Source organism: Enterobacter sp. DC4, assembly GCF_000568095.1.
Classification (GTDB): domain Bacteria; phylum Pseudomonadota; class Gammaproteobacteria; order Enterobacterales; family Enterobacteriaceae; genus Enterobacter; species Enterobacter pseudoroggenkampii.
The window spans coordinates 1-16,252 of record NZ_AZUB01000009.1 but is presented as its reverse complement, the minus strand read 5'-3'; the positions used below and the strand labels follow the sequence as shown (position 1 = coordinate 16,252).

General features: G+C 55.2%; 13 protein-coding genes and 5 tRNA genes. 15 read left to right on the top strand and 3 right to left on the bottom strand.

The window, feature by feature from the left end:
- Nucleotides 1-54: 54 nt before the first annotated feature.
- On the top strand, nt 55-2,334 hold the full coding sequence (locus tag P349_RS04035) for a molybdopterin guanine dinucleotide-containing S/N-oxide reductase (RefSeq protein WP_050597521.1): 2,280 nt from the start codon (nt 55-57) through the stop codon (nt 2,332-2,334).
- Here P349_RS04035 and P349_RS04040 read toward each other — a convergent pair.
- Both P349_RS04040 and tag read right to left on the bottom strand, forming a co-directional pair.
- Complete coding sequence (locus P349_RS04040; RefSeq protein WP_032650806.1) at nt 2,297-2,743, bottom strand: N-acetyltransferase; 447 nt, start codon at nt 2,741-2,743, stop codon at nt 2,297-2,299. The genes P349_RS04035 and P349_RS04040 overlap by 38 nt on opposite strands.
- Entirely contained in the window at nt 2,721-3,302 is a 582-nt protein-coding gene (gene tag, locus P349_RS04045) for a DNA-3-methyladenine glycosylase I (RefSeq protein ID WP_032650807.1), read from the bottom strand. Before tag ends, P349_RS04040 begins: the two co-directional genes overlap by 23 nt.
- A 162-nt stretch (nt 3,303-3,464) precedes the next feature.
- Here tag and P349_RS04050 point away from each other — a divergent pair, with 162 nt between their 5' ends.
- The 9 genes from P349_RS04050 to dppF all read left to right on the top strand — a co-directional run bounded on the left by P349_RS04050 (nt 3,465) and on the right by dppF (nt 14,044).
- Nucleotides 3,465-4,163 carry an autotransporter domain-containing protein gene (locus P349_RS04050; protein ID WP_032650808.1) on the top strand — a complete coding sequence of 233 codons (699 nt, stop codon included), beginning with the start codon at nt 3,465-3,467 and terminating at the stop codon, nt 4,161-4,163.
- A gap of 238 nt (nt 4,164-4,401) precedes the next feature.
- Nucleotides 4,402-5,604 carry an L-lactate MFS transporter gene (locus P349_RS04055; protein ID WP_032650809.1) on the top strand — a complete coding sequence of 401 codons (1,203 nt, stop codon included), beginning with the start codon at nt 4,402-4,404 and terminating at the stop codon, nt 5,602-5,604.
- Between the two features lie 236 nt (nt 5,605-5,840).
- Nucleotides 5,841-7,535, top strand: a complete 1,695-nt coding sequence (gene eptB / locus P349_RS04060; RefSeq protein ID WP_032650810.1) for a kdo(2)-lipid A phosphoethanolamine 7''-transferase — start codon at nt 5,841-5,843, stop codon at nt 7,533-7,535.
- Nucleotides 7,536-7,626: 91 nt separating this feature from the next.
- Nucleotides 7,627-7,703 (top strand) — tRNA-Pro (locus tag P349_RS04065).
- Between the two features lie 620 nt (nt 7,704-8,323).
- Complete coding sequence (gene dppA / locus P349_RS04070; RefSeq protein ID WP_023334096.1) at nt 8,324-9,931, top strand: dipeptide ABC transporter periplasmic-binding protein DppA; 1,608 nt, start codon at nt 8,324-8,326, stop codon at nt 9,929-9,931.
- 177 nt (nt 9,932-10,108) lie between these two features.
- A complete protein-coding gene (dppB, locus tag P349_RS04075) occupies nt 10,109-11,128 on the top strand; it encodes a dipeptide ABC transporter permease DppB (protein WP_024909087.1) in 1,020 nt (339 codons plus the stop codon).
- 9 nt (nt 11,129-11,137) lie between these two features.
- Nucleotides 11,138-12,040, top strand: a complete 903-nt coding sequence (dppC, locus tag P349_RS04080; RefSeq protein ID WP_024909088.1) for a dipeptide ABC transporter permease DppC — start codon at nt 11,138-11,140, stop codon at nt 12,038-12,040.
- A gap of 10 nt (nt 12,041-12,050) precedes the next feature.
- The gene (gene dppD, locus P349_RS04085) at nt 12,051-13,034 is read left to right on the top strand and encodes a dipeptide ABC transporter ATP-binding protein (protein WP_008502772.1); all 984 of its coding nucleotides are present in this window, start codon (nt 12,051-12,053) and stop codon (nt 13,032-13,034) included.
- Nucleotides 13,031-14,044, top strand: a complete 1,014-nt coding sequence (gene dppF / locus P349_RS04090) for a dipeptide ABC transporter ATP-binding subunit DppF (protein ID WP_023309965.1) — start codon at nt 13,031-13,033, stop codon at nt 14,042-14,044. The genes dppD and dppF overlap by 4 nt, the downstream gene beginning before the upstream one ends.
- 42 nt (nt 14,045-14,086) lie before the next feature.
- Here dppF and coaA read toward each other — a convergent pair whose 3' ends face one another.
- A complete protein-coding gene (gene coaA / locus P349_RS04095) occupies nt 14,087-15,037 on the bottom strand; it encodes a type I pantothenate kinase (protein WP_021242480.1) in 951 nt (316 codons plus the stop codon).
- A gap of 317 nt (nt 15,038-15,354) precedes the next feature.
- Between coaA and P349_RS04100 the strand changes: the two genes are divergently transcribed.
- The 5 genes from P349_RS04100 to P349_RS25015 all read left to right on the top strand — a co-directional run.
- Nucleotides 15,355-15,430 (top strand) — tRNA-Thr (locus tag P349_RS04100).
- An 8-nt stretch (nt 15,431-15,438) separates the two neighbouring features.
- Nucleotides 15,439-15,523, top strand: a tRNA-Tyr gene (locus P349_RS04105).
- A 117-nt stretch (nt 15,524-15,640) separates the two neighbouring features.
- Nucleotides 15,641-15,715 (top strand) — tRNA-Gly (locus P349_RS04110).
- A gap of 6 nt (nt 15,716-15,721) precedes the next feature.
- Nucleotides 15,722-15,797, top strand: a tRNA-Thr gene (locus tag P349_RS04115).
- A gap of 118 nt (nt 15,798-15,915) precedes the next feature.
- Nucleotides 15,916-16,252 (top strand): GTP-binding protein (locus P349_RS25015; protein WP_019725119.1); only part of this gene is annotated, 337 nt, incomplete at its 3' end.

The window sequence follows — 16,252 nt, the reverse complement described above, 5'->3', positions numbered from 1 at the left end:
GCACGCTTGAGCACCTCAACGAAAACCATTCTGACCGCCGCCCACTGGGGACCGATGCTGGTCGAAACTGATGGCGAAAATGTTCTGTCGTCCCGCGGGGCACTGCCAACCCAACATCCCAACTCGTTACAGACCGTCGTTCGCGATCAGGTGCATAGCAAAACGCGTGTGCGCTGGCCGATGGTGCGTAAAGGTTTTCTGGCCTCGCCGGACAAGCCGCAGGGAGTTCGCGGTCAGGATGAGTTTGTTCGCGTGAGCTGGGATGACGCGCTGGCGCTTATCCACGCCCAGCACAAGCGCATTCGCGACAGTTACGGTTCGTCGTCCATTTTCGCCGGGTCCTACGGCTGGCGTTCTAACGGGGTTCTGCATAAGGCTTCAACGCTGCTACAGCGCTATATGAGCCTGGCAGGAGGCTATACCGGTCATCTCGGAGATTACTCCACCGGTGCGGCGCAGGCGATCATGCCGTACGTCGTGGGGGGGAACGAAGTGTACCAGCAGCAGACCAGCTGGCCGCTGGTGCTGGAGCATACCGATGTGGTCGTGCTCTGGAGCGCTAACCCCCTTAACACATTGAAAATTGCCTGGAATGCCAGCGACGAGCAGGGCATTGGGTATTTCGACGCGCTGCGCAAAAGCGGCAAGCGCATCATCTGCATTGACCCTATGCGCTCTGAAACCATGGATTTCTTCGGCGACAGCGCCGAGTGGATTGCCCCCCATATGGGCACCGACGTGGCAATGATGCTGGGTATCGCCCATACGCTGGTCGAAAACGGCTGGCACGATGTCGAATTCCTGACGCGCTGTACCACCGGCTTCGATAAATTCGCCGACTACCTGACGGGCCAGTCCGATGGGGTGGCGAAAACGGCAGAGTGGGCGGCCAGGATTTGCGGCGTTCCAGCGGAAAAACTCCGCGAACTGGCGGCGTTGTTCCATAAAAACACCACGATGTTAATGTCCGGCTGGGGGATGCAGCGCCAGCAGTTTGGCGAGCAAAAACACTGGATGCTGGTGACCCTTGCCGCGATGCTTGGGCAGATCGGTACGCCGGGCGGCGGTTTTGGTCTCTCCTATCATTTTGCCAATGGCGGTAACCCCACGCGTAAAGCGGCGGTGCTGGCGTCTCTGCAAGGCTCGGTGCAGGGCGGCGTGGATGCTGTGGATAAAATCCCGGTGGCGCGTATTGTTGAAGCCCTGGAGAATCCGGGCGGTTTTTATCAGCACAACGGTCTGGACCGCCACTTCCCGGATATTAAATTTGTCTGGTGGGCGGGCGGGTCGAACTTCACGCACCATCAGGATACCAACCGCCTGATCCGCGCCTGGCAAAAGCCGGAGCTGGTGGTGATTTCAGAGTGCTTCTGGACCGGCTCGGCTAAGCATGCAGATATTGTGCTGCCGGCGACCACCTCGTTTGAGCGTAACGATCTCACCATGACCGGCGACTACAGCAACCAGCATATGGTCCCGATGAAGCGCGTAGTGGCCCCGCGAGATGAAGCACGTGATGATTTTGACGTGTTTGCTGAACTGAGCGAGCTGTGGGAAGAGGGCGGTCGCGCGCGTTTTACCGAAGGGAAAAGCGATCTGCAATGGCTGGAGACCTTCTACCAGATTGCCGGACAGCGCGGCGCGGCGCAGGGCGTGACGCTTCCGCCCTTTGCTGAGTTCTGGGAGGCGAACCAGATCGTCGAGATGCCGGAGAGTGAACAGAACGCGAAATTTGTCCGTTTTGCCGATTTCCGCCGCGACCCCGAGAACCACCCGCTGAAAACCGAGAGCGGAAAGATTGTGATCCACAGCGAGCGCATCGCCAGCTTTGGTTATGCCGACTGCCCACCACACCCTATGTGGCTTGAGCCGGACGAGTGGCACGGTAACGCCCAGCCGCAGCAGCTACAGGTGTTGTCAGCGCATCCCGCGCACCGTTTGCACAGCCAGCTTAACTATACCTCTCTGCGCGAGCAGTATGCGGTCGCCGGGCGAGAGCCGATCACGCTGAATACCCTCGATGCGCAGGCCCGCGGGATTGCGGACGGCGATGTGGTGCGCGTCTGGAACTCGCGCGGGCAGGTGCTGGCAGGGGCGGTGGTGAGCGACGGGATTAAACAGGGCGTGATCTGCATTCATCAGGGCGCATGGCCTGACCTTGAGCTTGCCGAAGGCGGTATCTGTAAAAACGGGGCGGTTAACGTGCTGACCAAAGATCTCCCCAGCTCGAAGCTGGGGAACGGTTGCGCAGGGAATACGGCCCTGGCCTGGGTCGAGAAATATCAGGGGCCCGCGCTTACCTTAACGGCGTTTGATCCGCCTGCCAGCTCATGATCCACGTCGGGTGCTGGGTGTCATCCTGCCAGGCGCTGTCTTCAATGCGAAAGCCCTGCGCATGGTAGAAGTTCACCGCCCGGACATTTTTCTGGTACACCTCCAGGCTTAAGTGCGGGAAGCGCTGTTGAACATAGTTCAGCAGCGCGCGCCCGATCCCTTTCCCGATGCATGACGGCGCCACAAACAGGGCGCCGACAAACTGAGACTGCATCACGCTGATAAATCCGCAAGGTTTGCCATCCTGTTCCCAGACCCAGGTTTCGGCTGACGGCAGGTAAACATCCCGCACCATGGCCTCGTTCTCTTTCCAGTAATCCGGCTCGATAAACGGATGTGCTTCCGTGGTGCTTTCAAGCCACAGGCTCAGAAGCGGCGCGGTATTTTCACTTTGCCATTTGCGGATCATGATGGCCTCCCGGATGACAGAAGCAGCCGGTAACGTGGTCGTTGACCAGGCCACAGGCCTGCATAAAGGCGTAGCAGATGGTGGAGCCGACAAACTTAAAGCCGCGTTTTTTCAGGGCCTTCGAGAGCGCATCCGAGGCCGGGGTGGAGGCCGGGATGTCCGCGAGCGTGGCGGCCTGGGTAACCTGCGGATCGTTGTTCACAAACGTCCAGACAAAATCTGAAAATGATTCGCCGTTTTGCTCCATCGCCAGATAAGCGCGTGCGTTACCGATGATGGCCTGGATCTTACCGCGATGGCGGATGATGCCGGCATCCTGCACCAGTCGCTCAACGTCCTCATCGGTCATCGCAGCGACGGCGACAGGATCGAACTGGTGAAAGGCGTTGCGATAGTTTTCGCGTTTTTTCAATACCGTAATCCATGATAACCCCGCCTGCTGGCCCTCCAGGCAGATCATCTCAAAGAGTTTTTTGCCATCCGTTTCCGGCACGCCCCATTCCCGATCGTGATAGTCGATATAAAGCTGATCCTGGCTCACCCAACCGCAACGTTCCATCCGTCATCTCCCTTATTGATACTGATTTCGCAAAAATTTCATTCCGTCTGTCTTGACGTGCCTGGTATAAAGACAATAGTTAATACAGGGCCAAATGCCTTCTAAAGTCTTCCTGAATAACGACAAATATCGCCGAATTCGGCTCTCTCTGGGGTCGCGTTGATGATGATAAAAAAAATCAGTGGTCGCCATGCTGCTTCTGGCCTGGTGGGAATTTCAGCCTGCCTGTTTTTTTGTAATACAGCGTCTGCCTGGCAACAGGAATATATCGTTTCAGACGCCCAAAATAATATGGCGGAACGCTATACATGGGACGCGGATCACCAACCGCGTTATGAGGATATTCTGGCGGAGCGTATCCAGTCTTCGCAAAATACGCCAGGTCTTGCCTTGAATATTCCGTCAGGCAGCACCACGGAGGGGGCGATGAGCGTGGGGTGGAATTTTCCGGTTTCAGCGCGTATCACCACCGGGCCGGTAGTGGCGTGGCGGTACGATGGCACGGCTCCCATGATGATCAACGAGTTTGGTGATAGTGCGTCGACGCAGGCTCTCACCGACCCGCTCTGGCATGCCAGCGTCAGCACGCTGGGGTGGCGTGTGAATACCCAGTACGGCGATCTCCGTCCCTGGGCGCAGATCAGCTACAACCAGCAGTTTGGTGAAAATCAGTGGAAATCGCAGTTTGGCATGCCGCAAACGCCAGCTCCTGCCCAAAACGGTAGCTGGATGGATGTCACCGTGGGAACGGATATTCCCTTTAATACGCACATGGCGGCGTATGCGTCGCTGGCTCAGGGGGAACACACCTCCACCGGTGAGGAGTTTTTATACACCCTTGGCGTCAGCGCAAATTTCTAGAGTTGTTACTTTTTTAAATGTTACGATAACATCTCGAATACAACAACCACGGGCTTTACAGCGATAGCAGATACTAACACGCTATCGCTTTATTCCCGTGCCAGGCCATTCATTCCCGATTCCAGGCATTTCATTCCGTTCCGCCTGCATTTCATGCCGTTTTACCCCAGGTGTATTAAGGTTTTGTTTATCGTTGTCCTCAGCGAACTTCCTTAATTTCTCTTGCAGGACAACTGCCATGAACACATCAACCTATAACCGCACGCGCTGGCTCACGCTCTTTGGTACCATCGTCACCCAGTTTGCGCTGGGCTCGGTCTATACCTGGAGCCTGTTTAACAGCGCGCTTTCCGACAAGCTCGGCGCCCCGGTCAGCCAGGTCGCGTTCTCCTTTGGTTTGCTGAGCCTGGGTCTGGCGATTTCATCTTCCGTCGCGGGCAAGCTGCAGGAGCGTTTTGGCGTGAAGCGAGTGACCATGGCGTCCGGAATTCTGCTGGGGCTGGGCTTTTTCCTGACGGCGCATTCCAGCAACCTGATGATGCTGTGGCTGAGTGCCGGCGTGCTGGTGGGGCTGGCCGATGGCGCGGGGTACCTGCTGACGCTGTCAAACTGCGTGAAGTGGTTCCCGGAACGTAAAGGCTTAATCTCCGCGTTTGCCATTGGTTCTTACGGTTTGGGCAGCCTCGGGTTCAAATTTATCGACTCCCACCTGCTGGCGTCCGTTGGCCTCGAAAAAACCTTTATGATCTGGGGCGCAATTGTTCTGGTGATGATTCTGTTCGGCTCCACGCTGATGAAAGATGCGCCGCAGCAGGAGGTTAAATCCGTGAACGGCGTGGTGGAGAACGACTTTACCCTCGCGCAGTCCATGCGTAAGCCACAGTACTGGATGCTGGCGGTGATGTTCCTGACGGCCTGCATGAGCGGTCTGTATGTCATCGGCGTGGCGAAAGATATCGCGCAGGGGATGGTGAAACTGGATGCCGCCACGGCGGCCAACGCGGTGACCGTGATTTCTATTGCTAACCTCTCTGGTCGTCTGGTCCTCGGTATTCTGTCTGACAAAATTGCCCGCATCCGCGTGATTACGATTGGGCAGGTGGTCTCGCTGGTCGGTATGGCGGCGCTGCTATTCGCTCCGCTGAATGAAGCCACCTTCTTCGCGGCGATTGCCTGCGTGGCCTTTAACTTCGGCGGCACCATCACCGTCTTCCCGTCACTGGTAAGCGAGTTCTTTGGCCTGAATAATCTGGCGAAAAACTACGGCGTTATCTATCTGGGCTTCGGGATCGGCAGTATCTGCGGCTCGCTGATTGCCTCCCTGTTCGGCGGGTTCTACGTGACCTTCTGCGTGATATTCGCCTTGCTGATTATCTCGCTGGCACTCTCGACCACGATTCGTCAGCCGCAGCGCGAAGTGTTCAAAGAGGTTCATGCTTAAGATGAATGAAAGAGGCCTCTGCGGCCTCTTTTTTTATTTGGGACGCTTCCCGTCTCGATATTTTGTAAAAATTTACACCGATCACACTCTCTGCTGCCACTTTTCTCTCCCGCTGTGGTCTACTTACCGCGCTTGTAGACGTTTCTCATAACGCTTCCTTACGCATTTACTTACTCTGTCCGCTTTCTCTTTGAAATTCGGCGGGTCTTTATACCCCTTTCCCCAGGGTTGTTTGCATGAAATATATCAGGTCTCTTACCCAGCAAAGATTGTGTCTGATGCTGGCTGTCTATATCGGTTTGTTTCTGAATGGCGCGGTGCTGTTCAGAAGAGTGGAAGGTTATTTTGAGCACCTCACCGTAAGAAATGGAATTTTTGCCGCGATTGAAGTGTTCGGCTCGATCCTCGCCACATTCTTCCTGTTACGCCTGCTCTCTCTTTTTGGCCGACGTACCTGGCAAATTTTGGCCTCGCTGGTGGTGATTATCTCCGCCGCCGCAAGCTATTACATGACATTTATGAACGTGGTCATTGGCTACGGTATCGTTGCCTCAGTGATGACCACGGATATCGACCTCTCGAAAGAGGTTGTGGGGAAAGGCTTTATTGTCTGGACGATTTTGACCTGTCTGATACCGCTGTTCTTTATCTGGAGTAATACGTGCCGCTATACGCTGTTACGCCAGCTGCGCACACGCGGGCAGCGGGTTCGCAATATCCTTGTCGTTCTGCTGGCCGGTCTGCTGGTGTGGGCACCTATTCGCCTGATGGAACAACAGCAAAAACGGATTGAAAAAGCGACGGGCGTAGATATGCCAAGCTATGGCGGCGTGGTAGCAAACTCCTATTTGCCGTCTAACTGGCTGTCAGCATTAGGCCTTTATGCCTGGGCGCAGGCGGATGAATCCAGTGATGTGAAGTCTCTGATCAATCCACTGAAAAAATTCACCTACCAGCCGCCAGCCGACGGGATTGATGATACGTACGTCGTCTTTGTCATTGGCGAAACGACGCGCTGGGATCATATGGGCATTCTCGGTTATGACCGGAATACCACGCCTAAGCTGGCGCAGGAAAAGAACCTGGTGGCTTACCGTGGCTACTCCTGCGATACCGCAACCAAGCTCTCGCTGCGCTGTATGTTTGTGCGCGAAGGTGGCGCTAGCGATAATCCGCAACGTACCCTTAAAGAGCAAAACGTGTTTGCCGTGCTGAAGCAGCTTGGATTTAGCTCAGACCTGTTCGCCATGCAAAGCGAGATGTGGTTCTACACCAACACGCTGGCAGATAACATCGCGTACCGCGAGCAGATTGGCGCCGAGCCGCGTAACCGCGGTAAAAATGTGGACGATATGCTGCTGCTGGAAGAGATGTCGGAGTCCCTTAAAGGCCATCCCAAAGGCAAGCACATGATCATTCTGCATACCAAAGGGTCGCATTACAGCTATTACCAGCGCTACACGCGCGATTTCGCGAAGTGGCAGCCTGAGTGTGTGGGCATTAATAAAGACTGCAGCAAGCAGGAGCTGATCAACGCCTACGACAACTCGGTTCTGTATGTGGATACCTTCCTGAGCCGGGTGATCGACCAGCTGCGCGATAAGAAAGCGATTGTGATTTACGCGGCAGACCACGGTGAGTCCATCAACGAGAAAGAGCATCTGCACGGTACGCCGCGCAAGCTGGCACCACCGGAGCAGTTCCGCGTGCCGATGATCATGTGGATGTCGGATAAGTATCTGGAAACCCCGGAGAAGGCGAAGATGTTTGCTCAGCTGAAGAAAGAGGCGGAGATGAAGGTGCCGCGTCGTCACGTTGAGCTGTACGACACCATTATGGGTTGTCTCGGCTATACCTCACCGAATGGTGGGATTAACGAAAACAACAACTGGTGCAAACTCCCGGATAACACCGCAAAAGCCGCGCAGTAGCTGCTCTGGCGAGAATATCGCCAGTTGAATGGCTTTTTGAAAATAAGGGATTGACGGGGGCGCACCTCAGCAGTAAGATGCGCTCCGCATTCGGCGAGTAGCGCAGCTTGGTAGCGCAACTGGTTTGGGACCAGTGGGTCGGAGGTTCGAATCCTCTCTCGCCGACCACATTCTGAAAAGGGCTAACCGCAAGGTTAGCCCTTTTTGCATTATGGCCTTATCTCGTCAGAGTCTCCAAAACGCCCCTTAGACCTGCTTCCACCTGCCTGTTAACGATTTTGTGACATAATCCATTGTATTTTTTTATATATAGATTGATCTTTTTTCGCGTTGCTTATGGATAACCTCAGCATTTTTCGCTGTGCGTTTTAACGTTCGCGGTATTTAGTGCTCAGATAATCACCATTCTGCAAGAAAATTTACCCATTCTGAATAAAAGTTAATCACTGATTGTTGCGAAATATGAAGAGGCTTGTGCTGCCAGATGGCGAGTAGCATAAATTTCCCTGCTGAAAACTGGCGTACATAGTTTTTTTAATCTTTGTTTGCGGTTTCTCACACTCAGCGTAAATCCCCGTCACCTGTATTGACGTTTTCACATTCTGTTGACAGATTGTAGGGCATGAGGGGCATTTCAGGGACGATCTGCGCTGCAACTCAAACGCTCTTCTGAAAGGATTCTCCATCCCTTTAAAGCCTTCGGGCATCACCGACCGGACCGGGTAAAAAATAAATAAAGGTCTGGCGGCGTAACACAACAAAGCAAAACATCACATTGGAGCAGAATAATGAGTATTTCCTTGAAGAAGTCAGGGATGCTGAAGCTTGGTCTGAGCCTGGTGGCTATGACCGTGGCAGCAAGCGTACAGGCAAAAACCCTGGTTTACTGTTCTGAAGGCTCGCCGGAAGGCTTTAACCCACAGCTCTTTACCTCTGGTACGACTTACGACGCAAGCTCTGTACCGATCTATAACCGTCTGGTTGAATTCAAAACCGGTACTACGGAAGTGATTCCGGGTCTGGCCGAGAAGTGGGACGTCAGCGAAGACGGTAAAACCTATACCTTCCACCTGCGCCAGGGCGTGAAGTGGCAGGACAGCAAAGAGTTCAAACCAACGCGTGACTTTAACGCCGACGACGTGGTGTTCTCCTTCGACCGTCAGAAAAACGCCCAGAACCCGTACCACAAAGTGTCTGGCGGCAGCTATGAATACTTCGAAGGGATGGGTCTGCCGGACCTGATCTCTGAAGTGAAAAAAGTGGACGATAATACCGTTCAGTTCGTGCTGACGCGTCCGGAAGCACCGTTCCTGGCTGACCTGGCCATGGACTTCGCCTCAATCCTCTCCAAAGAGTACGCGGACAACATGCTGAAAGCCGGTACGCCGGAGAAAGTCGACCTGAACCCAATCGGTACCGGTCCATTCCAGCTGCTGCAGTACCAGAAAGACTCCCGCATTCTGTATAAAGCGTTCGAAGGCTACTGGGGCACCAAGCCGAAGATCGACCGCCTGGTCTTCTCCATCACGCCTGATGCGTCAGTGCGTTACGCAAAACTGCAGAAAAATGAATGCCAGGTGATGCCGTACCCGAACCCGGCTGACATCGCCCGCATGAAGCAGGACAAGAACATCAACCTGCTGGAGCAGGCTGGCCTGAACGTGGGCTATCTCTCCTTCAACACCGAGAAGAAACCGTTTGATGACGTGAAAGTGCGTCAGGCGCTGACCTACGCGGTGAACAAAGAAGCGATCATCAAGGCGGTTTACCAGGGTGCAGGCGTTGCAGCCAAAAACCTGATTCCACCAACCATGTGGGGCTATAACGACGACGTTAAAGACTACAGCTACGATCCTGAGAAAGCGAAAGCGCTGCTGAAAGAAGCGGGCCAGGATAAAGGCTTTACCGTTGAGCTGTGGGCGATGCCGGTACAGCGTCCGTACAACCCGAACGCACGCCGTATGGCAGAAATGGTTCAGGCAGACTGGGCTAAGATTGGCGTTCAGGCCAAGATTGTGACCTACGAGTGGGGCGAGTACCTGAAGCGCGCCAAAGCGGGTGAGCACCAGGCAGTCATGATGGGCTGGACTGGTGATAACGGGGATCCGGACAACTTCTTCGCCACCTTGTTCAGCTGCGCGGCGGCAAAAGACGGTTCTAACTACTCTCGCTGGTGCTACAAGCCGTTTGAAGACCTGATCCAGCCGGCGCGTGCGACCGACGATCACAACAAACGTATTGAACTGTACAAGCAGGCGCAGGTTGTTATGCACGATCAGGCTCCGGCGCTGATTGTTGCTCACTCCACCGTGTACGAGCCAGTGCGTAAAGAAGTGAAGGGCTACGTGGTTGATCCACTGGGCAAACACCACTTCGAAAACGTATCTGTTGAATAATTAAAAGCAACGCCAGGCGGCGCTGCGCTTGCACTGGCCTACGGTCTGTAGGTCGGGTAAGCGTAGCGCCACCCGGCAGCAGTGCTTAATTCTCTCTCTGAAAGGAGAGGGAATAAGATTTGTGAGCAATACAGACGTCACGCCACTGGTCGTGCGTCATCAGAGAGAATCCGGGTTATGTTGCAGTTCATCCTCCGACGTCTGGGACTTGTTATCCCCACGTTTATCGGTATCACCCTTCTCACTTTTGCCTTCGTCCATATGATCCCCGGCGACCCGGTAATGATTATGGCGGGCGAGCGTGGTATTTCCCCTGAGCGCCATGCACAGCTGCTGGCGGAACTCGGTCTCGATAAGCCGATGTGGCAGCAGTACCTCCACTATATCTGGGGCGTGTTGCACGGTGATTTAGGGATTTCGCTGAAAAGCCGTCTTCCGGTGTGGGACGAGTTCGTGCCGCGTTTTAAAGCGACACTGGAGCTTGGCGTCTGCGCCATGATTTTCGCCACTGCGGTGGGTATTCCTGTCGGGGTACTGGCTGCCGTCAAGCGTGGCTCTATTTTCGACCATACCGCCGTGGGCCTGGCGCTGACCGGCTACTCCATGCCTATCTTCTGGTGGGGCATGATGCTGATCATGCTGGTCTCGGTGCAGCTTAACCTGACACCGGTCTCCGGGCGCGTCAGCGATATGGTCTTCCTGGATGACACCAACCCGCTCACCGGCTTTATGCTGATTGATACGGCTATCTGGGGTGAAGAGGGCAACTTCATGGATGCCGTCGCGCATATGATCCTGCCTGCCATGGTGCTGGGCACCATTCCTCTGGCGGTGATCGTACGTATGACCCGTTCATCGATGCTGGAAGTGCTGGGCGAGGATTACATCCGCACCGCCCGCGCCAAGGGCCTGACGCGTATGCGCGTCATTATCGTCCATGCGCTGCGTAACGCCATGCTGCCGGTTGTGACCGTTATCGGTCTCCAGGTGGGGACGTTGCTGGCGGGGGCGATCCTGACCGAAACCATCTTCTCCTGGCCGGGCCTGGGACGCTGGCTGATTGACGCGCTGCAACGCCGTGATTATCCGGTAGTGCAGGGCGGTGTACTGCTGGTCGCGACGATGATTATCCTCGTCAACCTGCTGGTCGATTTGCTGTACGGCGTGGTGAACCCGCGTATTCGTCATAAGAAGTAAGGGGCCATCATGTCACAGGTTTCTGAAAACAAAGTTGTTGCTGCTCCGGTTCCGATGACGCCGATGCAGGAGTTCTGGCACTACTTCAAGCGCAACAAAGGCGCGGTAGTGGGGCTGGTGTATGTCGCAATCATGATCCTGATTGCGGTGTTTGCAAACGTGCTTGCGCCGTATAACCCGGCGGATCAGTTCCGCGATGCGCTGCTCGCGCCGCCTGCGTGGCAGGATGGCGGCAGCCTGGCGCACCTGCTGGGTACCGATGATGTGGGCCGCGACGTGCTGTCGCGTCTGATGTATGGCGCGCGTCTGTCGCTGCTGGTTGGCTGCCTGGTTGTTGTGCTGTCGCTGATCATGGGCGTCGTACTCGGCCTGGTTGCCGGCTACTTCGGCGGCATCGTTGATAACATCATCATGCGTATCGTCGACATCATGCTGGCGCTGCCAAGCCTGCTGCTGGCGCTGGTGCTGGTGGCGATCTTCGGCCCGTCGATCGGTAACGCCGCGCTGGCGCTGACCTTCGTGGCGCTTCCTCACTACGTGCGTTTAACCCGCGCGGCGGTGCTGGTGGAAGTGAACCGCGACTACGTCACGGCGTCTCGCGTAGCGGGTGCCGGTGCGATGCGCCAGATGTTCGTTAATATTTTCCCTAACTGCCTTGCGCCGCTGATTGTTCAGGCGTCGCTCGGTTTCTCTAACGCCATTCTTGATATGGCCGCTCTTGGCTTCCTGGGCATGGGTGCGCAGCCGCCAACACCGGAGTGGGGCACCATGCTCTCCGACGTGTTGCAGTTCGCACAAAGCGCCTGGTGGGTTGTCACCTTCCCGGGTCTGGCAATCCTGCTGACGGTGCTGGCATTTAACCTGATGGGTGATGGCCTGCGTGATGCGCTTGATCCCAAACTGAAGCAGTAAGAGGCACGAGATGGCGTTATTAAATGTAGATAAATTATCGGTGCACTTTGGCGACGAAGGCACCCCGTTTCGCGCCGTGGACCGCATCAGCTACAGCGTAAATCAGGGCGAAGTGGTTGGTATCGTCGGGGAGTCCGGTTCCGGTAAGTCAGTGAGCTCACTGGCGATCATGGGGCTGATTGATTACCCGGGCCGCGTAATGGCGGAAAACCTGCAGTTCAACGGTCAGGACCTGAAGCGCATTTCTGAAAAACAGCGCCGCCAGCTGGTGGGCGCGGAAGTGGCGATGATTTTCCAGGATCCGATGACCAGCCTGAACCCGTGCTACACCGTCGGTTTCCAGATTATGGAAGCGATTAAGGTGCATCAGGGCGGGAATAAGAAAACCCGTCGTCAGCGCGCGATCGATCTGCTCAACCAGGTAGGTATTCCTGACCCGGCATCACGTCTGGACGTTTACCCGCACCAGCTCTCAGGCGGGATGAGCCAGCGCGTGATGATCGCGATGGCGATTGCCTGTCGACCAAAACTGCTGATTGCGGATGAACCGACGACGGCGCTGGATGTGACCATCCAGGCACAAATCATCGAGCTGCTGCTGGAGCTGCAGCAGAAAGAGAATATGGCGCTGGTGCTGATTACGCACGATCTGGCGCTGGTGGCCGAAGCCGCGCACAAAATCATCGTGATGTATGCCGGCCAGGTGGTCGAGACCGGAAATTCACACGATATTTTCCGCGCGCCGCGTCACCCGTATACCCAGGCGCTTTTACGCGCGCTGCCGGAGTTTGCCCAGGACAAAGCGCGTCTGGCGTCGCTGCCGGGTGTGGTACCGGGTAAATATGACCGTCCGCAGGGCTGTCTGCTCAATCCGCGCTGCCCGTATGCGACGGACAAATGCCGGGCAGAAGAGCCAGAGCTGAACCAGCTGGCTGACGGTCGTCAGTCGAAATGCCACTACCCACTCGATGATGCCGGGAGGCCAACACTATGAGTACGCAACAGGCCACCACGCAACAACCGCTGTTGCAGGCCATCGACCTGAAAAAATACTACCCGGTGAAGAAGGGATTGTTTGCCCCTGAACGCCTGGTGAAAGCGCTGGACGGCGTCTCTTTTAACCTCGAACGCGGTAAAACGCTGGCGGTGGTGGGGGAGTCAGGCTGCGGCAAATCCACGCTGGGCCGTCTGCTGACGATGATTGAAGTGCCGACCGGCGGGGAGCTCTATTATCAGGGGCAGGATCTGCTCAAGCACGATCCGCAGGCGCAGAAGCTGCGCCGCCAGAAAATCCAGATTGTGTTCCAGAACCCGTATGGTTCTTTGAACCCGCGTAAAAAAGTCGGACAGATTCTGGAAGAGCCGCTGCTGATCAACAGTAATCTGAGCAAGGAGCAGCGCCGCGAAAAAGCGCTGGCGATGATGGCGAAGGTTGGCCTCAAAACCGAGCATTACGATCGCTATCCGCACATGTTCTCCGGCGGCCAGCGTCAGCGTATCGCGATTGCTCGCGGGCTGATGCTCGATCCGGACGTGGTGATTGCCGATGAGCCGGTCTCCGCGCTCGACGTATCCGTACGTGCGCAGGTGCTGAACCTGATGATGGATCTCCAGCAGGAGCTGGGGCTATCTTACGTGTTCATCTCCCACGACCTTTCGGTGGTGGAGCATATTGCTGATGAGGTAATGGTGATGTACCTGGGGCGCTGCGTGGAGAAGGGGACCAAAGACCAGATCTTTAATAACCCTCGCCATCCGTACACCCAGGCGCTACTGTCTGCGACGCCGCGTCTCAACCCGGACGATCGTCGCGAGCGTATTAAGCTGACGGGCGAACTGCCAAGTCCGCTGAATCCACCGCCGGGATGTGCATTCAACGCCCGCTGCAGTCGCCGCTTCGGCCCGTGCACCCAGCTCCAGCCGCAGCTGAAGGATTATGGCGGCCAATTGGTTGCCTGCTTCGCGGTCGATCAGGATGAAAATGGCGAGAAGCCACAGGCATAACGAAAAAACCGGCGCTAAGCCGGTTTTTTTATGTCTGCTTGATTATTTCCGCAGGCGAATCTGGTCGACGGCGTGCTTCTCACTCTTGGTGAGGATCAGGCTCGCACGCTCGCGCGTCGGCAGGATGTTCTCTTTGAGGTTCACGTAGTTGATCTCATTCCACAGCCCCGTCGCCACATTGATCGCTTCTTCTTCAGAAAGCTGAGCGTAATGGTGGAAATAGGAGTCCGGGTCGGTGAACGCCCCTTCGCGGAACTTCAGGAAGCGGTTGATGTACCAGTTCTGCAGCAGGTCTTCCGGCGCATCGACATAGATAGAGAAATCGACGAAATCCGAGACAAAAACGTGATGCGGGTCGTGAGGATAGTCCATCCCGCTTTGCAGCACGTTCAGACCTTCCAGAATCAGGATGTCCGGCTGGACCACCGTTTTATCCCCACCCGGGATGCGATCGTAGATCAGATGCGAATAGACTGGCGCAGTCACGTGCGGCACGCCGGATTTCAGGTCAGAGACAAATTTCACCAGACGGTGCATATCATAAGAGAGCGGGAAGCCCTTCTTCTTCATCAGCCCGCGTTCTTTTAACACTTCGTTCGGGTGCAGGAAGCCGTCGGTGGTGATCAGCTCCACGCTGCGGTGTTCCGGCCAGCGGCTCAACAGCGCCTGCAGGACACGCGCGGTGGTACTTTTACCCACGGCCACGCTGCCTGCGATACTAATGATATAAGGAATGCGTTGACCGTTCGTCCCGAGAAACTGCTCCAGCACAGCCTGGCGGCGCAGGTTCGAGCTGATATAGAAGTTAAGCAAGCGAGAGAGGGGGAGATAAATTTCTGCCACCTCTTCCAGGGACAGATCTTCGTTTATCCCTTTTAACCGTGCGATTTCACCTTCCGTCAGCGTCATAGGGACGGAATCACGCAGGGCAGCCCACTGGCTGCGGTTAAAGTGAAGATAAGGCGTCATTAACGTTTGCTCTTTTTTGCTCATAAGCATGCTTCAGTGAGCCAGCGCTACACTGCCGGATCGTGGCTCATCACACAGTTAATTTTGGACAATGGGCAGGAGGTTAACACCAGATGGCAGGAATAATAAGAAAAAAGATGGATAGCGCTGCGTTACGCGGAAGCCGTCACGCTATGGTGTATACGGTGTAAATCAGGCGTGCATGTTGATTATTTGACCCGTAATGTCTACTTTTACAGCGCTTAGCGCTTCGTTCGCATAAAATGTGAGCGAAAGAACGTTTTATGCAAATTTTTAGTTGCATGACCGCGCAGGTATCCATAGAATGCGCGCTACTTGATGCCGACTTAGCTCAGTAGGTAGAGCAACTGACTTGTAATCAGTAGGTCACCAGTTCGATTCCGGTAGTCGGCACCATCAAGTCCGGTGGGGTTCCCGAGCGGCCAAAGGGAGCAGACTGTAAATCTGCCGTCACAGACTTCGAAGGTTCGAATCCTTCCCCCACCACCACTTTCTGGCAGCGTAAATGCCGCCGGAGCTGGTTGGAAAAATTAGCCAGCTCAAACTGAAAAAGAGAGAAATCTCTTTTTTTGTTACAGAAAGAACTGGGTAGCCGAGTTTCAGGATGCGGGCATCGTATAATGGCTATTACCTCAGCCTTCCAAGCTGATGATGCGGGTTCGATTCCCGCTGCCCGCTCCAATACGTGCTGATATGGCTCAGTTGGTAGAGCGCACCCTTGGTAAGGGTGAGGTCCCCAGTTCGACTCTGGGTATCAGCACCACTTCACTTCTCCTTCCCGTTTCTCTCTGTTTCAATTTTACTGTATTCAACAATTCAGGCATTTCGCCTGGTTGATGTGGTGATATCACCGATTTATCCGTGTCTTAGAGGGACAATCGATGTCTAAAGAAAAGTTTGAACGTACAAAACCGCACGTTAACGTCGGTACTATCGGCCACGTTGACCATGGTAAAACAACGCTGACCGCTGCAATCACTACCGTTCTGGCAAAAACCTACGGTGGTTCTGCTCGCGCATTCGACCAGATCGATAACGCACCAGAAGAAAAAGCTCGTGGTATCACCATCAACACTTCCCACGTTGAATATGACACCCCGACTCGCCACTACGCACACGTAGACTGCCCAGGCCACGCCGACTATGTTAAAAACATGATCACCGGTGCTGCGCAGATGGACGGCGCGATCCTGGTTGTTGCTGCGACTGACGGCCCAA